The organism is Paenibacillus sp. LC231, from assembly GCF_001860525.1.
Lineage (GTDB): Bacteria > Bacillota > Bacilli > Paenibacillales > Paenibacillaceae > Paenibacillus_AQ.
Window position 1 is genome coordinate 58,736 of sequence record NZ_JFOM01000053.1, and the last position, 20,098, is coordinate 78,833.

Consider the following 20,098-nt stretch of genomic DNA (forward strand, 5'->3'; position numbering starts at 1 on the left):
TCGGATGCTTCAATTCGAGGAGGTATGATGCCATGAGAGGCGCCAAGGTGCTCTCCATTACGATTGCAATCAGCCTGATCGCTCTATCGACTGCCCGCAACGAAGTCTTATCTGAAGGAACCCGGACTCCAACTAATACCTATCATTCAAGGAGGATTTCCATGGAACAATTGTTAAAACGCGCTGATGTCCCTAAAGAGCATCAATGGAAGCTTGAAGATTTATTCGCTGACCAGAAGGCATGGGATGCGAGCTATGCGGAGCTGAAGAATCTTCTGAAACGCACAGCCGATTATCAAGGCAAGTTAACCAACGCGGCTTCCATCAAGGAATGCTTCGAGCTTGAGGACGAAATCTCATATCATGCCGAACGTTTATACGTATATGCTCACATGCATCATGATGAGGATACAGCAAACCCTACATATCAGGCGTTATCTGCCAAAGCCAAAAAATTGAATGTCGAAGCCGGAGAAGCCCTCTCCTTCATAACGCCGGAAATTCTGTCCTTGTCCGAAACGGAGCTTGACAAACTGATTGAAGACCCTACCCTCAAGGAATTCAAGTTTACGCTGTCCGAAATGAAACGGGAGAAGGCTCATGTTCTGTCCAAGACCGAAGAAGCGCTGCTGGCTCAGGTCGGCAACCTCTCCTCTGCGCCGCAGACCATTTTCGGCATGCTGAACAATGCGGACATGAAATTCCCGAAAATCAAAAACGAGGACGGCAAGGAAGTCGAGCTCACGCACGGCAACTATATTCAATTCCTGGAAAGTCCGAACCGCGAAGTTCGCGAGCGTGCTTTCAAAGCCGTGTACGAAACCTATGGCAAACAGAAGAACACGATTGCAGCCACGCTGAATGCCAATGTAAACAAAAATATTTTCTATTCCCGCGTGCGCAAGTACCCTTCCGTTCTGGAAATGGCGCTCTATGGCGATAACATTCCGAAGGAAGTCTACACCAACCTGATCGATACCATTCACGAGAGCCTGCCGCTCCTCCACCGCTACATGGAGCTCCGCAAGAAGCTGCTGGGCGTGGATGAGCTTCACATGTACGATTTGTTCGCACCGCTCGTAGAAGAGTATAAGTGGGATATCACTTACGAAGAAGCGAAGCAAATGACCAAGGAAGGCCTGACGCCGCTTGGCGAAGATTATCTGAGCAGCCTGCAGGCGGGATATGACAACGGCTGGATCGATGTATACGAGAACGAGAACAAACGGACTGGCGCATACAGCTGGGGCGCTTACGGCACCCACCCATATGTCCTGCTGAACCATAAAGATAACCTGAACAGCATGTTTACCCTTGCACACGAGATGGGTCATGCGCTTCACTCTTACTATTCCGACAACGCTCTGAAATACCGTGATGCCCAGTACACCATCTTCCTGGCTGAAGTGGCATCTACAACGAACGAAGCGTTGCTGATGGATTACCTGCTGAAAAACGCCAAGGATCCGAAGCAGAAAATGTACCTGCTCACCTACTATGCCGATCAATTCCGGACCACGGTATTCCGTCAAACGATGTTTGCCGAGTTCGAGAAGATTGTGCACGAACGCGCGGAAGGCGGCGAATCCCTGACTCCTCAGGATCTATCCGACATCTATTATGAGCTGAACGTGAAATATCACGGTAAAGGCATGCAGGTAGACAAGGAGATCGGAATGGAATGGGCGCGAATTCCTCATTTCTACAACAGCTTCTATGTTTACAAATATGCGACCGGCTTCTCGGCTGCGACCAGCTTCTCCAAGCAAATCCTTGAGGAAGGCCAGCCTGCCGTTGACCGTTACCTCGGCTTCCTGAAGAGCGGCGGCAGCGATTACTCCATTAACATCCTCAAGAAGGCCGGCGTGGATATGTCCTCGCCGGAGCCGATTCGTGAAGCGATGAGCGTGTTTGAAGACATCATCAGCCAAATGGAGCAGTTGACGAAATAAACAGCCGCTATGGCAGGTTGAGCGTATCTCAATTGACCAGTGGAATAAAATCCCTTGCCCTTTACAGGCAAGGGATTTTATACTGTTTGGAGGAAGGAGGTGTTCCCCATGAAAATTCAATGGTCGCTAATCGCAGCCTTATTGTTTGCCCTGATTACGGCTGTATTCGCCGTCATCAATGTCAAACCGGTCGCAGTGAATTTATTATTCGGCACAGTCAATGTACCGCTGATTCTGCTGATTATCGGGTGCTCGCTGATCGGGGGACTCATTGTCGGCACGTTCGGCATTTACCGTCAATATCAAATGCAGAAGGAGATCCGTTCGTTAGCCGAGCAACTTATACATATCCGTGAAGTAACGGGATACACCCCTGAAGTACAAGCTGCGGAAGAGGAAAGCAAGAAAGAACAGAAGGACGCCCCCGCTGAATAGGGAAGGCTGTTCGATTGAACCAAGGAGGCTGAACAATTAATGGCGATACAACCGAATGAAACTTACGTGCTGAACCTGCTAAAAGAACTGCTCGATACACCGAGCCCAACCGGATATACCCATGACATCATGAAGCGGATCGAACAGGAAGCGGCAACGCTTGATGTTTCGCTCGAATGGAATGAAAAAGGCGGCGCCATTCTGTCCGTTCCCGGACAAGACGGCAGCCGTACGGTCGGTCTGAGCGCCCATGTGGACACGCTTGGCGCGATGGTTCGTGCCGTGAAATCAGAGGGCACGCTCCGTCTTACCTCCGTTGGCGGATACATGATGAACAGCATTGAGAATGAATACTGCATCATCCATACCCGCAGCGGCAAGAAATATACGGGCACGATCCTGTCCACGCATCCTTCCGTCCACGTATACAGCGATGCACGCGATTTCAAGCGCCAGGAAGCCCATATGGAGGTCCGGATCGACGAAATGGTGGAGTCGGCCGATGATGTGAAGAAACTCGGCATCGGGGTTGGAGATTTTGTTTCTTTTGATGCCCGTGCGGTCATTACGCCAAGCGGTTACATCAAATCGCGCCATCTGGATGACAAAGCCAGCGTCGCTGCCCTCTTCGGCTTGCTCGAAAGCATGAAGCGGGATAACTGGAAACCTAAACATAATGTAAAGCTTCTCATCTCGAACTATGAAGAAGTGGGACATGGCGCGGCTTACATTCCTGCCGACATCAATGAGATGATTGCGGTCGATATGGGCTGCATCGGCGATGACCTGAGCTGCAAGGAAACCGATGTATCCATCTGCGCGAAGGATTCATCCGGTCCCTATGACTATGACATGACCAGCCGTTTGATCCAGTTAGCCGAAAGCGAAGGCATTGCGTATGCGGTGGATGTCTACCCTCATTACGGCTCTGACGCTTCTGCAGCGCTTTCCGCGGGCAGCAACATCAAGGCCGCGCTGATCGGTCCCGGCGTCCATGCATCCCATGCAATGGAAAGAACGCATAAACAAGCCGTTCTTAACACCGTAAAGCTGCTGGCGGCCTACGTCAGTTGATCATTTTATAAAAAACGTCTGTTCGCGTTCTTTCACAAAAAACCATCCTCTCTTTAGAAGATGTTGTTGCTGTATGATCAAAATGGTTCAGCCACGCTGGCCTTATACTAACAAAGGGGCGTCCCGCCAAGGCATTATGCCTGGGGACGCCCCTTTATTATTCTGATCGCGTGAATCCTTACGATTTCTTGCTCTGTTCAATCTTCTCCGCGAGCTCGTTCAGATAGGTCCAGCGTTCCATCAGATGCTCCAGCTCACGTTCCGTTTCCTCCTGAGCCTTCATCAGCTCCTGAAGCCTGGCTGCGTCGCTGCCGGCGGTCTCCATCTCGGATTGAATCGAAGCGAGCTTGCTCTCGGTATCCTCGATGAGCCCGTCAATCTGATCAAACTCCCGTTGTTCTTTGTAACTGAATTTCAAGCGCTCACGCGGCGCTTCTTTAGCTGAATCACTGTCCGTGCCATCGCTGCTCCCCGAAGCAGATTTGGCTATGGATGCCTCCGCCTTGCTCCCGGAAGCTTCACCGCCGTGACGCTGCATCCATTCCGCATATTCGCTGTAAGAGCCGACATGGACACGAATCTGACCGTCGCCCTCAAAAGCCATAATCTTGTCCACGGTTCGATCCAGGAAAAAGCGATCATGGGATACCACGATACAGACGCCCGGGAACTCATCCAAATACTGCTCCAGGACGGACAATGTCTGGATATCCAAATCATTGGTCGGTTCATCAAGCAGCAGCACATTCGGTGCGCTCATCAGCACCCGCAGCAGATACAAGCGGCGCTTCTCGCCTCCGGACAGCTTCGCAATCGGCGTCCACTGCAGCGCGGGCGGGAACAGAAAGCGTTCCAGCATCTGGGCTGCGGTAATCGCCGAACCGTCCGCCGTGCGGACAACCTCGGCCTCATCCTTGATATACTCAATCACGCGCTGACTGCCGTCCATCTCCTGATGCTCCTGCGTGAAATAACCGAGCTTGACCGTCGGTCCGAGCACGACTTCCCCGCCACCCGGCTGAATCCGCCCGGCAATCAGATTGAGCAGCGTGGATTTGCCGCTGCCGTTCGGGCCTACGATACCTATCCGATCCTCGGGAACGGCGATATAGGAAAGGTCCTGAATTAACGTTTTGTCGTCGATCTTCATCCGGAGACCTTCAATCTCCAGAATTTTGCGTCCCAAGCGGGTGGAAGCGACCGAAACGTCCAGTTCACCGGAGCTGTGCACCATCTCCTGATCCTTGAGTTTCTCGAAGCGTTCAATCCTCGCCTTCTGCTTGGTCGTGCGGGCCTTGGCCCCTCTGCGGATCCAGGCAAGCTCGCTCCGCAGCAAATTTTGGCGCTTTTGCTCGGAAGCGGCTTCACGCTCCTCGCGTTCTGCCTTCAGCTCCAGAAAACGGCTGTAGTTCGCCTCATATCGAAACAGCCGTCCGTGATCCAGCTCCAGCATAACATTGGCTACCCGGTCCAGAAAATACCGGTCATGCGTAATCATGAGCAGCGCGCCGCGGCGCTTCTGCAAATACTGCTCCAGCCAGGCAACGGATTCATTGTCAATGTGGTTGGTCGGCTCGTCCAAAATAAGCAAGTCGGAAGGCTGAATCAAGGCGGCGGCTAATGCCACCCGCTTACGCTGGCCGCCCGACAGCGTTCCCATCTTCGCTTCATAATTCCGAATCCCCAGCTTGGACAGGATGGTTTTCGCATCGCTTTCAAGCTGCCATGCCTGCAGCGTTTCCAGCGTCTGATTGAGCTTCAGCAGTTTCTGCTGGAGCTCCTCATGACTTGGATGCAGCTCCAGCAGTTCCATCGTTTCGGTGTATTCCCGCACGGCCTTCATCTCCGGAAGATCGCCCTCAAACACCTGCTGCAGGACGGTTTTGTCCGGATCAAACTCCGGATTTTGCGCGAGGTAACGAACCCGGATGCGATTGCCCATCGATATTTTACCGGAGTCGGGCGGCTCGAGCCCCGCGATGACCCGCAGAAATGTGGATTTCCCCGTGCCATTCACGCCGATAATGCCGATTTTATCCTGATCCTCCATTCCGAAGGATGCATCTTGAAACAGAATTTTGTCTCCATAGCTTTTTGTTACCTGTTCGACGGTCAAAATATTCATTGTTATGATCCCTACTTACATCTATAGATTTCGTTGATCGTTTGTTTCATCGGTAAGATGGATACATTATAACGCAATCAGCACGGCAATCCCATAAGCTGCCGCTCCGCCGAGAAGCGAACTGACCAGATTGACTGCATCGTTGGACATCCACGCAGCGCCGCGCGTACGCACGGTATCTTCACCACAATGATCCGACACTTCCACCGATTTGCCGCACACACGGCAGCGATACATCACTTGTAATGTCGCTCCGAGGTACGAATCGGCAAAGGCTCCAACCAGTCCGCCGGCGAGGGCTGCCAGGACATACGGCAATAGCTCTGCATCCATGCCGCTCCATCCGGCAAGCAGCCATCCGCCTGCCCCAATCAGTAAACTCCCTGCCGCTGCTGCCGTGGAGCCGACCCAGGACACGCCGCCGGATTCCCCGGCGGTCAGCACCTTGCCGTTCAGCACGGAACGCGGGGGCTTACGGCTAAGGCTGCCTAACTCCGTGGCCCAGGTATCCGCCGTTACCGTAGCCATAACGCCTATAAACAGGAATACCCACAGATCGGACGGAATCCATACGTTTAACAGACACAGCACCATGCCGATGCCGCCATTGGCGAAGACCTGACCCGCATCCCGCCGTCCTGTCTTGGCATAGGATTTTTCCAGGTCTGCCTTCCGCTGTTTCCCGTACCGGGATAGCAGTGTGGATGTAATGAAAAAAAGAAGCAGGGTTCCGAACCAAAACACGTTCCCTGCTCCGTAATATATGGTACCCATCAGAATAGCGGCTGCGGCTCCGGATTCCGATAGTGATCGTTTCCTGTAAGCGGCTCCTGCCACGATAAAAGCGCCTGCCGCTCCGATCAGCCAATCCATCTGTGACCCCTCCCATGTGTTAAAGCATATATCCGTTTACCCGATTTCGCAGCGGCCCAGACGTTCATCTCCCCAGAACAATTCGAACACGTCGCCGGATTCCGTCGGTCCTACGCCAGCCGGTGTACCCGTGAAGATTAAATCACCTTGGCCAAGGCCATAATGCTCGCCGATGTAATCGATGATGTGCTGAAGGGAGAAGATCATATCCTTCGCATTCCCGCGCTGCACCTCTTCGCCGTTCTTCCTTACGGTAAAATCGATATCTTCCAGCTTCGCGGTCCCGGGAAACGCAATGGATGGCGTAAGCGGTGCGGAAGATTTAAACGCTTTTGCCGCCGTCCAAGGATGTCCCTTCTCTTTAATGACCGACTGTACGTCACGCAGCGTGAAGTCGATGCCAAGGGCCATCGTTTTGACAAGTTCGTCAACGGTCTTGCCTGGCGCGTAATCCTCCGCGAGCTGTATAACTAGCTCGCCTTCAAAATGAAGACTGCCGCGGTCCATCGGCAGCTTCAGCACGCTGCCATCCAATGGAACGACGGCATGCGAGGGTTTAAGGAAAATCATCGGCTCTTCCGGCACGGCATTGCCGAGCTCCGCCGCATGCAATTGATAATTACGACCTACACAATAAACGTTATTCACTAGGGCACACATAACATTAAAACCTCCATTTTCTTCGCCAGAATGGAACTTTGGGTGCAATTTTATGGATAAAAATCTGCCCCCATGTATCGGGGCGGTTCGTACAGATCATGATGGCGGGATTCATTCGGGCGAGCGATCTCATGCTCTTCGCATCATCCACCGTCCAGGCCATGGGCGTAATGCCGTTCTTCACCAGATCGGACGCAAAGGCCGCATCCAGGTGGGAATAGCCGATCGATAAAAAGGAACATTTCATTTGCTTCAAACGCGCCAGCAAATTGCGGGGATGCGCATCGATAATAAGTCCGGTTTTTACGTCAGGTTCCAATTCCTTGGCCTTCATCAAGGCTTTCGGCTCAAAAGAAGTTAGCACCACGTCCGGCAGCATCCGGTGGGCATGAATCCGCTCCAGAACGGCTTTTTCCAGGCCGGGATACATGTCGCCGCTCGTTTTAAGTTCGATATTAAGTTTCAATCGTCCTTTGACAAGCTGCAGGACTTCATCCAGTGAAGGAACCTGCTCTCCCCTGAATTGGCGTCCCTTCCATTCTCCGGCGTCCATCCTCCGGATTTGTTGCCAGGTCAGATCCTTCACCTTGCCTTTTCCGGTCGTGGTCCGGTCCACGCTATAGTCATGTATCACGACAGGGACCCCGTCCTGAGTCAATTGCACATCAATTTCCATCCAATGCACGAAGGGCTCATCCATCGCCATCTGAATGGCTGCGCGCGTATTTTCAGGTGCTTTACCGGAGAACCCCCGGTGAGCCACACATAAATTGTTCATGGTGGGACCTCCTTGATGTAAGGATTTAAAGAATTATTCCACAGCCTTGCCTGCGATAACTTTACCATCGAGCGCTATTTTGACGCCGCCGACAGATCGCTTCTCCACCTCTTTCAGCAAAGCCTTAGCTTCTTTGCCTTCGAGAGGAATGACCTGTCCGATCTCTGTACGGTAAGGCGTCAGCTTCAAGTCACAGTCTCCTTGCTTACTGCATGATGCCTGGAATACGGCTGTTTTCCACGTATCCTCATTCGACGATTTGGTAAATATGAAATTACCGGTACTGTAAGCAATCCACTTGCCTTTGTACTGCTCCAATCCCTGCAGCACATGGGGATGTCCGCCGATAATCAGGTCGGCTCCACCGTCAATAAACGCACGTGACAGATTAATCTGGTGAACATTTGGCGTTTTATGAAGTTCCTCTCCCCAATGGGCAACCACAACCACCAGATCGGCCTTGGAACGCGCCGCATTAATCGCTTCAACCGCCTTGGGCAGCACATGGTCATATGCCCCGGCCACCCCCGGCCTGTTCTCCAGCGCGTACCAGGACGTCTCCGGAAGCACACGGCTGAATCCAAGCAAGGCAACCGTCATGCCCTGAAGCTCGAAATACTGGGCCGCGAAGGCCTCCTTCTCATTCCGTCCTGCTCCCACATAACGGATATCATGGTCCTTTAAATGCTTCAAGGTATCCAGAAGTCCTTCTTGTCCTTGATCTAGGATATGATTGTTAGCCAGATTTACGGCCTCTACCCCGGCATCTCGGAGAGCCGGCAATACGTCCGGTGAGGACTTGAATACAAATTTCTTATTGGCGGCGCCAACGCCTCCGGTCGTAACCGGCGTTTCCAGGTTAAGTACGGTCAGATCATCCTCATGGAATGCAGTACCCAGATGCTTGTATGGATAATCGTACCCGTGATTCTTCAGCGCATCCTCCACTTTGCCCGAGAACAAGGTATCCCCGGCAAAATGCATGACCACCCGCTTGGCGAGAGCGGAATCGGCAGGATCATCTGCTGCGCTGCCTTCAGGCTCGGTCATATCGGCATCTGGGGGCTCGCCGGTCTCCGTCGTCTCCGTCGTCTTCGGAGGCATCGAATCCGTCCCCTCGCCGTCAGCTGGTTGTCCGGAACCCGGGTTACCCGCCTGCTCCCCTTCCATGCCAAACTCCGGCATACCGGGCGGATAAGCCGTTTGCTGAACAGGATCTTCCTTAAATTTAAAATGATAGACAAGCAAAGCAGCGATCATAAAAATCAGACATAAGTTAAGTATGATCCAAACCTGACCGGTTCGCTGCTTACGGGCCTTCTTCTCGGCCTTGCTTTTCTCTGATCGTGACAGATGCATAGGTCACTCCTTTATTCACTTATAAGCTCGCGTAATAAGTCGCTCCCCCCATTATACCAGCTTCCCTATAAAGAATAGAACCCCCCGTCACCGGGGAGTTCCATATCTAAGCATTCTATTCGAATTTCCGGTAATAACGGATTTACAGACCGATCAAGGTGATCACGGAATCGCTGAGCGCTTCCATGTATAGCGGATCGCTGTTCAAGGAGTCGATGCGCTCAAGCCGCATATCCATTTCCTTGGCAATGCTTTTGGCTTCAATATCCAGATCGTACAGAACCTCAAGATGATCCGAGACAAAACCGACCGGCGCAACCAGCACATCCTCGACCTGCTCTTCTTTATTCAGCGTTTGCATCGTATCCAGAATGTCCGGACCAAGCCAAGGCTCCGCCGTCCGGCCAGCACTTTGCCATGTGAACTGCCACTGCTTGACGCCTGCCTGTTCGGCTACGGCTTTGGATGTTTCAAGCAGCTGATCCTGATAAGGATCTCCGATGGACAAGATGCGTTCCGGGAGGCTGTGAGCACTAAACAGCACTCTCACGCTGTCACGGTCTGCCCCTGCTTCCTCGAACTGGTTCAGCTTGGCGGACACCCGGTCCGCAAAGGCCTCGATCAGTTTCGGATGTTTGTGATAGCTTTCCACAAACGAGATCTGAAGTCCCAACTCATCCGCTTTGGCTTGAGCGCGCTTCACGTAGGATCCGATGCTCATCGTGGAGTAATGAGGAGCCAGCACAATGCCGACCGCTTCCTTAATGCCGTCCCGCACCATTTGCTCAACACCATCTTCAATGTATGGGGCAGCGTGCTTCAGTCCCTGATAGCATACAAACTCAAGATCGATCGCGCGAGGATCCGCATTCAATGTATCCTGCAGCGTGCGTACCTGTCGGTCCGTATTCTCCCGGAGTGGAAACACACCTCCCACAATCGCCTCATAGCGGTCAGTAAGCTCCTTAAGCTGCTCCTCCGACGGCTTATTCCCGCGACGGATATGGGTATAATAACTCTCGATTCCTTCCATGCTCTCCGGTGTGCCGTAGGACATAACCAACACGCCAATCTTGTTCTTCATACCATTTCACCTCTGACTAATAAAATATTCAACATTTAAGAGCGTTGTGCACCTGCCTGCAGTGCCTGAGCGGAGTATTCGTGAATATACGATGTCAACTCACGAAGTTTCTCCAGCGAAGCCTCCGGGAATAAACCGTGCCCTAGATTAAACACAAAGCCAGGCTCCTGAATCCCCTGATCGATAATCTCCTTCGCATACTGCTGGATGACCGGCATCGGTCCGGTCAGTATGGTCGGGTCCAGATTGCCCTGAACAGCATACTTATGCTCTAAACGGCGGCGTCCTTCTGCAATGGACACTCTCCAATCGAGACCGATGACATCCGTTCTCAGATCGGTAAGCGTAGGCAGCAGCTCACCTGAGCTCACGCCTGGAAAATAAATTTTCGGAACACTCAGGTCCTGAAGCTCTGCAAAAATACGCTTAATGGTTGGAAGGACATACGTTTGGAAATCCTGTGGAGACAAAGCCCCCACCCAGCTGTCAAACAATTGAAACGCTTTCCCGCCGTTAGCGACGTGGGCGCGCAGATAAGCGATCACCATATCCCCGAGCTTGTCCATCAGCGAGAACCATACCTTCGGCTCACTGTACATGAGCTCTTTCGTGCGAAGATAATTTTTGGATGGTCTGCCTTCGATGAGATAGCTGGCAATCGTGAATGGAGCGCCCGCAAACGTGATTAGCGGCACTTCCAGCTCCTTATCCAGGATCCGGATGGTCTCCAACACATGTCCAAGATCCCCCTCGACATCGATCGGGCGCAGTTTCTCTACATCCGCCGCAGATCGGATCGGATTATCAATCACCGGGCCGATATTTTTCACAATATCGAAGTCTACCCCGATCGAGGCAACGGGATTCATAATATCGGAATATAAAATAGCCGCGTCCACACCAAGCTTCCGTACGGGCATCAAGGTTACCTCTGCCGCCAGCTCCGGTTGACTGCATATTTCCAGTAAGGAGTACTTTTCTTTAATCTTTCGGTACTCCGGGTCGTAGCGTCCCGCTTGACGCATGTACCATACAGGAACGTGGTTCACTTCCTGCTTGCGGCAAGCGCGAATGAATTGATCGTTATAGGTCATGATTAGGCCCCCATCAATGTGTATAAAGTTTCCTAAATTTCATTATGCCCTTTTTAAAAGTAAGTAACAACCGTCTTACATGGACATCCTATGAAAATCGCATGACAATCTTATGACATTGTTAGCATTTGGCACTTTTTAAATATGTTATACTGGAAGAACGGCATTTTTAGGGTAGTTCCACAATTCGCCCGGTTATTTCGGGCTCGACAGCTTAGAAAGGAAGTGAAGGGCACATTGACCAATTGGAAAATCAATCTCATTGTGCTTTGGTTCGGACAGTTTTTGGTCAACTCCGGGATGACCATGATCACCCCGTTCCTGACGTTATATCTGGCGCAAGACCTGAATGTCGTGGGAGATCGGGAAATAGGACTATGGGCAGGATTAATATTCGCTGCCAACTTCCTGACATCATTCATTTTTCAACCGATCTGGGGAAAGGTCGCAGACAAATACGGACGCAAAATCATGCTGCTGCGCTCCGGCTTCGGCATGGCGCTGGTCATTGCGTGCATGGGCTTTGCTACCCATCCATGGCATCTGCTGGTTCTGCGTCTGCTGAACGGTACCATATCGGGATTTAACCCTGCGGCGATATCGCTCGTATCGGGTACAACGCCCAAGAATCGAATGGGATTTGCGATGGGTATCATGCAGTCCGGACAAGTTGCAGGCACGATTCTCGGTCCGTTGATCGGCGGACTCATGGCAAGCTGGGTCGGATTCCGGCCAATCTTCTATATCACGGGCGGATTGATTTTTGCCGCTTCGATGCTTGCCTTGTTCCTCGTCAAGGAGAATTTCAACCGCGAGAAGGCGGCCAAGGCGCCGCAGCCTTCGGTTATCGCCGGGCTCAAGGAGCTGAGCCACATTCCGCAGCTGCCGGCGTTATTCGCCGTCACGTTCCTGCTGCAATTCGCCATGATCAGTCCCATGGCGCTGCTTCCGCTGTACGTTCAGAAGCTTCATGGAACCGCGGTGGATATTGCGATATGGGCCGGGTTCGTTGTGGCGGTAACGGGGCTGTCGAACATGATCGCTTCCCCGATTCTCGGCAAGCTCAGCGACAAGGTCGGTGCGCACCGCATCTTGACCTACGCCTTGATCGGTACGGGACTTACGCTGATCCCGCAAGCTTTTGTTCAATCGGTATGGCAGTTGATTATCGTACGGTTCATGATGGGCGTCTTCATGGGCGGGCTGCTGCCAAGCGTCAACGCGCTGATTCGCTCTTACACGCCGGACGGCATGGAAAGCCGTTCCTTCGGCTTCAATACAAGCTCGCTAGCGCTTGGCAACATGCTGGGGGCGGTGATCGGCGGATTCTTATCCGGCTTCATCGGCATCGAAGGATTGTTTATTACTTCCGGCTGTCTGTTGATCATCAATATGATGTGGGTGAGAAGAAAGCTGTTCTCGCAAAAGCCTTCGCCCAAATATCGTTGATCCCCTGGAGTCTGTCATCTACAGCTAGTTTGTCTCCCAATCCAAACAACGAGGGGCTGTCCCGTGGTCTGCATCGACCCGAGGACAGCCCCTTGTTTATTATCGGTAAGATCACTTAACGCGTGCAAGGATCAGCCCGTCATAAGCAGGCAGCAGCGTGCTGACCAGCCTCTTGTCCGTCGCAATGACTTCATTAAACCGGCGTACCGCTTGAACCGAAGGACCGTTCTTGTCCGAATTCAGCGTTCTGCCGCGCAAGAAACAGTTATCCCCGGCAATAAGGGCACCCGGATTCGCTAGCTCCAAAGCATAATCCAAGTATAGGGGATAGTTCTCCTTATCCGCATCAATAAAGAAAAAATCGAAGGTTCGTCCTTCCTGCTTCAACGCTGCCAAACTGTCCGCAGCCGGACCGATCCGGTACTCCACCCGATCCTTGAATCCGGCCTTCTCCAGATGCCTGCCTGCAAGCTGCGCGTATTCTTCCTTAAGCTCAAGGGAGGTGAGCTTGCCGTCCGCAGGAAGCCCTCGGCATAGACAGATCCCGCTATAGCCGCCAAGGGCGCCGATTTCGAGAATATTCCTGGCGCCGGCAGTCTGTACCAGCATGGTCAGCAATCGGCCATATGCCGGTGCCACCGACACCTCCGGCATCCCATGCTCGCGGATGGCCTCTATCACGAACTGAAGCTCTTCATCTTCAGGGTATAATTGGTTAACATAATCATCAGGGGTCGTAAGCAATGAAGCCGCCTCCTTTGTCTTAATTAAGAAACGTTGATTCCCGTTAAACCTAACGAGAACTATCATATGATAATTGTCTTAGTCAATGCAATCGCCTATACTATATAGATTGAACCGGCGGCGACTATCGCCGTACACATGTTAAATGGAGTTGACATCGTTAATGCCTCGATTACAATTGATCGCGACGGCCCCGATGGGGCTGGAAGCCGTCGTTGCCCGCGAGTTGAAAGAGCTCGGGTACACCGACATGGAAGTAGAGAATGGTAGAGTTACCTTTTCAGGTGACCTGATTGATATTTGCCGCTGCAATCTGTGGCTCCGGACGTCCGACCGTATTCTCGTCAAGATGGGTGAGTTTAAAGCCTTTACCTTCGACGAGCTCTTTGAAGGAACCAAAGCTCTTCCATGGGAAGAGTGGATTCCTGCTGATGGCGAATTCCCTGTGGAAGGGCGTTCCCATAAATCGCAGCTTAGCAGCGTTCCCGCCTGTCAGGGCATCGTAAAAAAAGCAATCGTGGAGAAGCTGAAGCTCTCGCACCGTACGGAATGGTTCCCCGAGGACGGCCCCCGTTATGTAGTCGAGGTTTCTCTATTGAAGGATCGAGCCATACTGACCCTTGATACCACAGGACCAGCCCTTCATAAACGCGGCTATCGCAAGCTGGTTACGGAAGCTCCGCTGAAGGAAACCATGGCTTCCGCTCTGCTGCAATTAAGCCGCTGGGGCCCGCATCGTCCGCTCTATGACCCGTGCTGCGGTTCGGGCACCATTCTGATCGAAGCCGCGATGATGGCCTGGAATATTGCGCCCGGCCTGCGCCGCTCGTTCCCGTCCGAGCATTGGGATATTATTGGGGACAACCTCTGGGAGGATGCGCGCGAGGAAGCTTTTGACGCTGTGAAGGACGATATTCCGCTGCATATTGCCGGAAGCGATATCGACCCGAAAGCGATCGAAGTAGCCAAGGCCGCCGCCAAAAGTGCGGGACTTGCCGGCGAAATCGACTTTAGGGTTCTCCCTGCAGCCAAAGCCATCCCTGAGGGCGAATTCGGCTGTATCATCACCAATCCGCCATATGGCGAGCGGTTAAGCGAGAAAGAGGAGGTTGAGCGTCTCATTCGCCAGCTCGGATCCGTAACGCATTCACTTCCGACCTGGTCCTTCTTCGCGCTCAGCCCGACCAAGCAGTTTGAGCATTACTTCGGCCGCAAGGCGGACAAGCGCCGCAAGCTGTTCAATGGCCGGATCGAATGTCAGTATTATCAATACCTGGGCCCCTTGCCGCCGCGTAACAAATCGGCGGAATAACGAAATGACGCTTCTTGCAAACGCCGCCCTTGGGCGGCGTTTTTTGCTCGGTCATCCGGGCCAAGCTATAATAAGAAGACTGCGATTAAAGGATGTTTTTTAAAAAAAGGAGGATACCCACGTGCTCTCATCCCCATCATGGAGCGATATCCGAAGCCGGGTCTCCAAAGGGCTGCATTACCGCTACACCGCATATTTATTATTCCTTATCCTCATGATGTACAAGCTGATCATGCTTGATCATCATCTCCATATTACCAACATGAAGCTGGATCAGGCAGACTATGTGATCGCTGTCGGCTCGCTCCTGCTGATCTCCTTCTGGACCTTGTGGCTTCCGGCTAGAGGCCGGCTTGCAGCTTTAACTTTATTAAATCTCTTATGGACGGGGATCCTGTACGCCGATTTGATCTATTACCGCTACTTCGATGATTTCATAACCGTGCCTGTGCTTATGCAGGCTGGACAAGTCGGTTCCCTCGGGGATAGCATACGTTCCCTGATTCATGCATACGATCTGTTCTTTTTTATCGATTGGCTTATTATTGTCCCGTTTACTGCCGTGATGGTATTCCGCAAACGGAGAACCACCTTGGAAACCTATGCACTCCCGGGTGAATATCGCCAGCATCGGCGGAACCGGATCATTCGCCGGTGGGTTACAGGCACGCTCGTGTTCATCCTGGGCATGATCATGACTTTCGTTCCTATCAAGAAAGCGTCCAATACATGGGCCGTAGGCCTTTTTGAAGGCAATTGGTGGAATATTACGCTGTATAATGTGACGGGACTGATCGGCTTTCACGGATATGATATCTACCGTTATGGACGAGATCATCTCGTGGGGCAGCCCAAGCTGGCAGAGGAAGAGGTCAACCAGGTCAAGGCATGGTTTGATGCCAAGCGTATGGAGCCGTCCGGTACGGGCGCCTTGTTCGGCAAGTATAAAGGCAGCAATGTCATCATGATTCAGACGGAGGCCTTAATGAATTTTGTCATCGGCCAGTCGATCGAGGGTCAGGAAATTACCCCTAACTTCAACCGATTGATGAAGGACAGTATGTATTTCAGCAATTTCTATCATCAAACCGGTCAAGGGCGAACGTCCGATGCGGATTTTGTCACGCACAGCTCCTTGCTTCCGCTCCCCACGGGTTCCGTATTCACGCGATATGCTGACCGCGAGTACGATACCCTTCCGGAGATTCTGAAAGAACAGGGTTATGGAGCAAACGTATTCCATGCCTATGACAGCAGCTTCTGGAACCGTACCACGATGTACCGGGAAATGAATTACGACCGTTTTTACAGCAAGAAGGATTTTGAAATGAACGATGTGCAGGGATGGTCATTAAGCGACAAAGCGTTCTTCGCGCAATCGCTGGATGAGATGAAAGGCATCAAACAGCCCTTCTATTCCTTCCTCATTACGTTAACGAGCCATCATCCGTATTATGTCCCCAAGGATGCTGCGAAGCTGGATACGGGGGCTTTCGAAGGCTCGATATTCGGGAACTATCTGCAGTCGATCCACTATGTCGACGAAGCATTTGGCCAGTTCGTCGAGCAGATGAAACAACAAGGGTTGTGGGATAACACCATATTGCTTATCTATGGGGATCACGACAATTCGATCAAGGAAAAAGCGGACTATGAGAAATTCCTGAGACGAGACCTGAACGCACTCGACATGGAGCAAATCATGAACCAGGTTCCCCTCCTCATCCGCCTGCCAGACGGAGGGCATGCCGGAGTTTACCCGGAGGCCGCCGGCATGATGAACGTGACACCAAGTATTCTTCATCTTCTCGGTGTATCGGATGAGCCATATTACTGGATCGGCAGCCATCTGTTTGATGATGAACCGCGTCTGATTCCGCTGCGCAGCGGCGCTTTTTCCGATGAGAAGGTGTTCTATCTGCCCACCGAGACGGCCGGGCTTGAAGGTGGAACCTGTTATGATCTGACGACACGTCAGCCAACTGACATCCAGGCATGCCGTGACGGATATGATGAGACACAGAAGCAGCTGCGGATTTCCGATCAAGTGATCACGTATGACCTGCTGAAGTTATTTAAAGCAGAAGGTGAAGTGAATACTCGATAACCGCGCCTAACGTTATAATATTTTAGCCTCTCATCGCTGTTGACTGAGGCTGCTAAACGAAACAAACCAGGCTGATCTCGCTCATCGGCCTGGTTTGTTTTTTGGGGCTAGGCAATGTCCGAACACACACCAAGCTGGATTTATGGGGGGACCATCTTTTTACTGATTGCATTTCATATCAAGCGCGCCGGGTAATCGACTCAAGATGTTTCCTACGGCTGACAAGCGTTCCATACATCAGCACAAGCGCCATCAATGCCAGGCTAGCTGCAATCCCCAGCGTCATATAGGCAATGTCCGGTGCAAAGAGTCGTATGGAATTCCAAGGAGAGCTTGTCAGCCGCGTGAAGAGCGGAATGATGCCAGCTGAAATCGCAAAGAGAACCAAGCTTAGCGGGAGCGTGAGATATAACTTTAAGCTGCGTTTCTGCATTCTTAGCAGCATCCATATCACGATAGCGAGCAGAATGATCAAAGTTACCGCCAATCCCCAAATCACCGGATGGATTCCAGCGGAAGGCGGCTTCGGGTCTTGTCCGTCTAATATCCCTCTCAAATCCTTGGAGACCTGAATCAATCTGGCTTCCTCCAGAATGTGGTCCTTGTTGGTTAAAATAACGGCCCCAACGCCCTGTTCAGGGACGAAGAAGATTTCCGCCCGTGCTTCCGGTGTTGATCCGGAGTGCCATACCAGCCTCTCGCCTTGTTCCGTCTCGCTTATTCTCCAGCCAAAACCATAGGCACGATCCGGCCGATGCTGAACTAAAGGCGACAGGAGCAGCTCCTTGTATTCCCGACTAAGCAACATGTCATTATCTTGGAGCAAAAATTGGAGATACCGCGCCATATCGTCGATACTCGCCGAGATATAACCATAAGAAGCACCGCTATTGTCATAGGGGACGCTGCTCACTCGCGGATAGCCGAACCACGATTGATACCCATGTTCAAATCCGGTTTGAACCGCCCGCTCCTCATCGGCTGCAGCCGTACTCATGCCCAGCGGGCCAAACACATGCTGCTCCATATAATCGGCATAGGATTGACCCGACACCTCCTCCAGAACAGCTCCCAGGATCATGTAATTGGCGTTGCTGTACTGATGTTGTTCCCCTGGTGGTCTGCTAAGCTTTGCGTTGGAGAGATTGCTCACAATCTCTTTCAGGGCAGAAGCATCCTTCGCACCCACATCGGAATACGCCAAGCCCGTATATGTACTATATCCGCTCGTCTGAGCCAGCAATTGCCTTATCGTTATTGACGATACCTCAGAAGACGCTTCGGCTGCAAACCACGGCAAATAGGTCCCAACAGATTCATCCAATTCGACCTGGCCCGACTCCACAAGCTGGACAATCCCTAACGCCGTCATGGATTTGGAGAGAGATCCGAGTAAAAATGGAGTTTTGGAGCTGACCGTACTGCCCTCTGCTGTAACACCATAACTGTTCGTAAACACGATGTCCCCATCCTGCACGATGGCAGCGGAAAGACCCGGAATTTGATATTCCTCCATCGCCGCTTTCATGTAGAGGTCAACCTTATCAGCCATGAGTTCTTCTGCTTCAACAACATTCCCCCATGTCGGAAGCACGAAAGCCAGTACGGTTAATACGACATACGTCCACTTCTTTCTCACAATACGTTTCCTCCTTCTGTAAACGGGAGGAGATCTCTATGTTTTCTTCTTTTACCGAAGACATGGGTCAGAATTGTAACGAGCGCCGAAATCGAAAGGCTAAATACGATCAACATCATATTCCACCACGTCTGATCGGATATTCGGTACAGCAGATTGAAGCCGGTTATCTCATACCCCTTCACCCATGCCGTCGTTAATGCGAAGGAAAATAACAGCTGACATATGATATAGACGGCCGCAAAAACCAGCGAATATTTCAGAAAACCCCATACGCCCAGCCGCCAGCTGCGCTGTCCCGGAGGTTTTTCAGGAACAGACTCGAGGTCCATGGCGTCTTGCATTCTAACCAAACCTTGCACCTCTGCATAATCCCTGACATACATATCGGGAGAGCCCAGATCTTCAAGACCATACTCCCCGTGCTCCCGGCTTGCCTCCAGATGTTCCCGGATCTGTTCGACAACGGCTTCCACCTGGTTTGACGTCATTTCGTACCGTATCAACTCGCGGCGAACGTCCGCAATAAATTGTTCTTCTTCATAGGATAATGTCATCATCTCTGGCTCTCCTGTTCCACGCCATCTGCCATTCGCTGTACATTCGATGAGAGCAATGATCGAATATCCTGCTGCAGCTCCTCCCACTCCTGGATTTTCTTATCCAGAAACAAATCTCCGCTTGGCGTTATTTCGTAATATACTCTGGCTTTGCCGCTCTCGCTAAGCTCCCTCGTATCCGTCACCCATCCCTGATCTTTCAGCTTGGACAGGATGGGATAGATGCTTCCTACTCCCTTCAATTTCAGTCGGTGTTTCTCCAGCTCCTTCATAATCTCGTAACCATAACTCTTGCCATGACTCAGAATGGCCAATACGCACATTTCCAAATGCCCTTTTATTAAACTTGTTCTATCCATGACAACAATTTAACAGAATTATATATCGGAATCAAGTATATAATTCAAATGCGTATATAAATTAAAAAAAGCCCGTTCATTAGCTCGAAAGCTACTGAACGGACTGCACAGGATCCTAAACTACTTTTTAGCTGAACGAAGCTTGGACAGACGTTCCTTCTCTTCGCCTAACAACTCTTCCGCCAATTCCACGGCGTTTGCGTTCCCCTGCTCCATCACTTGGGCGACCGCTTGCTCCGTATGGGATAACGAATTCTCCGCTTGCTGAATCAGCTGTTCCGTCGGGTGGGACATTGCCGAGGATACGGCACGGTGCAGCTTCTCCACGGAATCTAGCGCACTGTTGCTGGGACTGTTGGAATGAAGACTGGAATCGTGACTGTTCATGACGGATGCTCCCTTCTAAAGTTGTTGTTCCTGCTGCCCCCTTAGCATGGATGGCTGAGCCAGGAACTATACCGAAGAATGGGAATTTTCCGCGAAACTTCGATTCT

At 51.7% G+C, this 20,098-nt stretch carries 18 protein-coding genes; 6 read left to right on the forward strand and 12 right to left on the reverse strand.

From position 1 onward, the window contains the following. Positions 1–161: 161 nt before the first annotated feature. The 3 genes from pepF to AK95_RS27595 all read left to right on the forward strand — a co-directional run bounded on the left by pepF (position 162) and on the right by AK95_RS27595 (position 3,461). A complete protein-coding gene (gene pepF, locus AK95_RS27585) occupies positions 162–1,952 on the forward strand; it encodes an oligoendopeptidase F (protein ID WP_071223371.1) in 1,791 nt (596 codons plus the stop codon). A 108-nt stretch (positions 1,953–2,060) separates the two neighbouring features. Next, entirely contained in the window at positions 2,061–2,387 is a 327-nt protein-coding gene (locus tag AK95_RS27590; RefSeq protein ID WP_071223116.1) for a LapA family protein, read from the forward strand. A gap of 39 nt (positions 2,388–2,426) precedes the next feature. Further along, positions 2,427–3,461, forward strand: a complete 1,035-nt coding sequence (locus AK95_RS27595; RefSeq protein WP_071223117.1) for a M42 family metallopeptidase — start codon at positions 2,427–2,429, stop codon at positions 3,459–3,461. A gap of 178 nt (positions 3,462–3,639) precedes the next feature. On the opposite strand, the gene taeA is transcribed toward AK95_RS27595, so the two are convergent. The 7 genes from taeA to hemE all read right to left on the reverse strand — a co-directional run bounded on the left by taeA (position 3,640) and on the right by hemE (position 11,434). Further along, a complete protein-coding gene (gene taeA / locus AK95_RS27600; RefSeq protein WP_071223118.1) occupies positions 3,640–5,586 on the reverse strand; it encodes an ABC-F type ribosomal protection protein TaeA in 1,947 nt (648 codons plus the stop codon). Positions 5,587–5,652: 66 nt separating this feature from the next. After that, on the reverse strand, positions 5,653–6,459 hold the full coding sequence (locus AK95_RS27605) for a DUF92 domain-containing protein (RefSeq protein WP_071223119.1): 807 nt from the start codon (positions 6,457–6,459) through the stop codon (positions 5,653–5,655). Positions 6,460–6,495: 36 nt separating this feature from the next. After that, entirely contained in the window at positions 6,496–7,119 is a 624-nt protein-coding gene (locus AK95_RS27610; RefSeq protein ID WP_071223120.1) for a fumarylacetoacetate hydrolase family protein, read from the reverse strand. A gap of 4 nt (positions 7,120–7,123) precedes the next feature. Further along, positions 7,124–7,897 carry a glycerophosphodiester phosphodiesterase gene (locus tag AK95_RS27615; RefSeq protein WP_071223121.1) on the reverse strand — a complete coding sequence of 258 codons (774 nt, stop codon included), beginning with the start codon at positions 7,895–7,897 and terminating at the stop codon, positions 7,124–7,126. A 33-nt stretch (positions 7,898–7,930) separates the two neighbouring features. Continuing rightward, on the reverse strand, positions 7,931–9,256 hold the full coding sequence (locus AK95_RS27620; RefSeq protein WP_071223122.1) for a CapA family protein: 1,326 nt from the start codon (positions 9,254–9,256) through the stop codon (positions 7,931–7,933). A gap of 142 nt (positions 9,257–9,398) precedes the next feature. Then, complete coding sequence (gene hemH, locus AK95_RS27625) at positions 9,399–10,340, reverse strand: ferrochelatase (protein WP_071223123.1); 942 nt, start codon at positions 10,338–10,340, stop codon at positions 9,399–9,401. Between the two features lie 35 nt (positions 10,341–10,375). Further along, positions 10,376–11,434: a uroporphyrinogen decarboxylase gene (hemE, locus tag AK95_RS27630; protein ID WP_071223124.1), complete on the reverse strand. Its 1,059-nt coding sequence runs from the start codon at positions 11,432–11,434 to the stop codon at positions 10,376–10,378. A 237-nt stretch (positions 11,435–11,671) separates the two neighbouring features. Between hemE and AK95_RS27635 the strand changes: the two genes are divergently transcribed. Further along, positions 11,672–12,883, forward strand: a complete 1,212-nt coding sequence (locus AK95_RS27635) for an MFS transporter (RefSeq protein WP_071223125.1) — start codon at positions 11,672–11,674, stop codon at positions 12,881–12,883. 111 nt (positions 12,884–12,994) lie between these two features. Here the strand turns inward: AK95_RS27635 and AK95_RS27640 are convergent, their stop codons facing one another. Further along, complete coding sequence (locus AK95_RS27640; RefSeq protein WP_071223126.1) at positions 12,995–13,627, reverse strand: O-methyltransferase; 633 nt, start codon at positions 13,625–13,627, stop codon at positions 12,995–12,997. Between the two features lie 163 nt (positions 13,628–13,790). Between AK95_RS27640 and AK95_RS27645 the strand changes: the two genes are divergently transcribed. Both AK95_RS27645 and AK95_RS27650 read left to right on the forward strand, forming a co-directional pair. Beyond that, a complete protein-coding gene (locus AK95_RS27645) occupies positions 13,791–14,939 on the forward strand; it encodes a THUMP domain-containing class I SAM-dependent RNA methyltransferase (RefSeq protein WP_071223127.1) in 1,149 nt (382 codons plus the stop codon). 121 nt (positions 14,940–15,060) lie between these two features. After that, a complete protein-coding gene (locus tag AK95_RS27650) occupies positions 15,061–17,046 on the forward strand; it encodes an LTA synthase family protein (RefSeq protein WP_071223128.1) in 1,986 nt (661 codons plus the stop codon). A gap of 178 nt (positions 17,047–17,224) precedes the next feature. Here AK95_RS27650 and AK95_RS27655 read toward each other — a convergent pair whose 3' ends face one another. The 4 genes from AK95_RS27655 to AK95_RS27670 form a co-directional block, all read right to left on the reverse strand. After that, on the reverse strand, positions 17,225–18,685 hold the full coding sequence (locus tag AK95_RS27655) for a serine hydrolase domain-containing protein (RefSeq protein WP_083397744.1): 1,461 nt from the start codon (positions 18,683–18,685) through the stop codon (positions 17,225–17,227). Then, complete coding sequence (locus AK95_RS27660) at positions 18,682–19,245, reverse strand: hypothetical protein (RefSeq protein ID WP_071223130.1); 564 nt, start codon at positions 19,243–19,245, stop codon at positions 18,682–18,684. The genes AK95_RS27655 and AK95_RS27660 overlap by 4 nt, the downstream gene beginning before the upstream one ends. After that, positions 19,242–19,604, reverse strand: coding sequence for a PadR family transcriptional regulator (locus tag AK95_RS27665; protein WP_074961966.1), 363 nt, complete (start codon positions 19,602–19,604; stop codon positions 19,242–19,244). The genes AK95_RS27660 and AK95_RS27665 overlap by 4 nt, the downstream gene beginning before the upstream one ends. 120 nt (positions 19,605–19,724) lie before the next feature. After that, positions 19,725–19,991: a hypothetical protein gene (locus tag AK95_RS27670; protein WP_071223132.1), complete on the reverse strand. Its 267-nt coding sequence runs from the start codon at positions 19,989–19,991 to the stop codon at positions 19,725–19,727. Positions 19,992–20,098 lie beyond the last annotated feature (107 nt).